General features: G+C 69.6%; 1 protein-coding gene and 1 pseudogene. One reads left to right on the forward strand and one right to left on the reverse strand.

Annotated features, from left to right (window positions below; all coding sequences use genetic code 11):
• On the forward strand, positions 1–790 hold a 790-nt coding region (locus CCN51_RS47585; protein ID WP_086861009.1), incomplete at its 5' end, for an aldo/keto reductase.
• Between the two features lie 79 nt (positions 791–869).
• On the opposite strand, the pseudogene CCN51_RS47590 reads toward CCN51_RS47585, so the two are convergent.
• A pseudogene (locus tag CCN51_RS47590) lies at positions 870–1148 on the reverse strand (GntT/GntP/DsdX family permease); the annotation flags it as partial.

Genomic DNA, 1148 nt, shown 5'->3' on the forward strand with positions numbered 1-1148 from the left:
CGCCTTCGACCTCGGCACCCCGAGCGACCGCGACCGGTCGATCAGGGTGCTGCGGCGGGCGGTCGAGCTCGGCGTCAACCACATCGACACGGCCGCGTTCTACTTCTCTTCGCTGCGGTCCGCCAACGAGCTGATCAACCGGGCGCTGGCGCCCTACCCGGACGACCTCGTCATCGCCACGAAGGTCTGGCCGGCCAGGGACCCGTCGGGCGCCTGGTGGTGGGCCACACCGGACCAGCTGCGCGGTCAGGTCGAGGAGAATCTGCGCCAGCTGGGCCGTGACCACCTGGATGTGGTGAATCTGCGTGTCCCGCCGAGCCGCAGGTCCGGCTCCATTTCGGAACACTTCGGCGCCCTGGCCGACCTCCGGGACGCCGGGCTCATCCGCCACCTCGGCCTGTCCAATGTCACGCTCGAGCAGCTGGCCGAGGCTCAGGCCATCGCGCCGGTGGTCTGTGTGCAGAATGCCTATGGCGTCGGCGCGCCGGCCGAGGAGCGGGATTTTCTGCGGGCCTGTGGTGAGCAGGGCATCGCCTATGTGCCGTTCTTCGCGATCGCCGGTGCCGGACGCGAGTCCGGCGCGAGCGCGACCGACAGCGAGGCGGTGCTCGCTGCCGCCCGCGCACACCAGGTGACTCCCGCGCAGGTCCGGCTGGCATGGACGTTGCGGCAGGGGCCGCATGTGCTGGCCATCCCCGGCACCGGGAACCCGGACCACCTTGTGGAGAACGTGGCCGCGGCGGCGCTGCGGCTCTCCGACGACGAGGCGTCCGTAATAGATGCCGAATAGATGCCGCCGAGCTGTGACACCGAGGCGGTGACGGACAACTCGGCATGACACGCCAACACGCGCTCGCTCCGGCGCCGNNCTCGACGGCCAGGACGCCACCGAGTCCGAGGACCGCGAGGGTGGTGGTGTAAGTGGTGCGCGCCTTGATGGCTTCGACGACGGAGAGGTTGAAGTACTCCTTGAACATCCAGAAGCCGGGGTCGTTGACGTGGCTGAAGGCGATGGACCCGCAGGAGACGGCGAGCACCATCATCTCGGGGTGGACTCCACTGCCCGCGACCATCGGCGCCACCACACCGGCGGCGGTGACGACGGCGACCGTCGCCGATCCGAGGGCGATGCGGAGGATGACGGCGAT

The organism is Streptomyces milbemycinicus (genome assembly GCF_002154605.1).
Taxonomy (GTDB): domain Bacteria; phylum Actinomycetota; class Actinomycetes; order Streptomycetales; family Streptomycetaceae; genus Streptomyces; species Streptomyces milbemycinicus.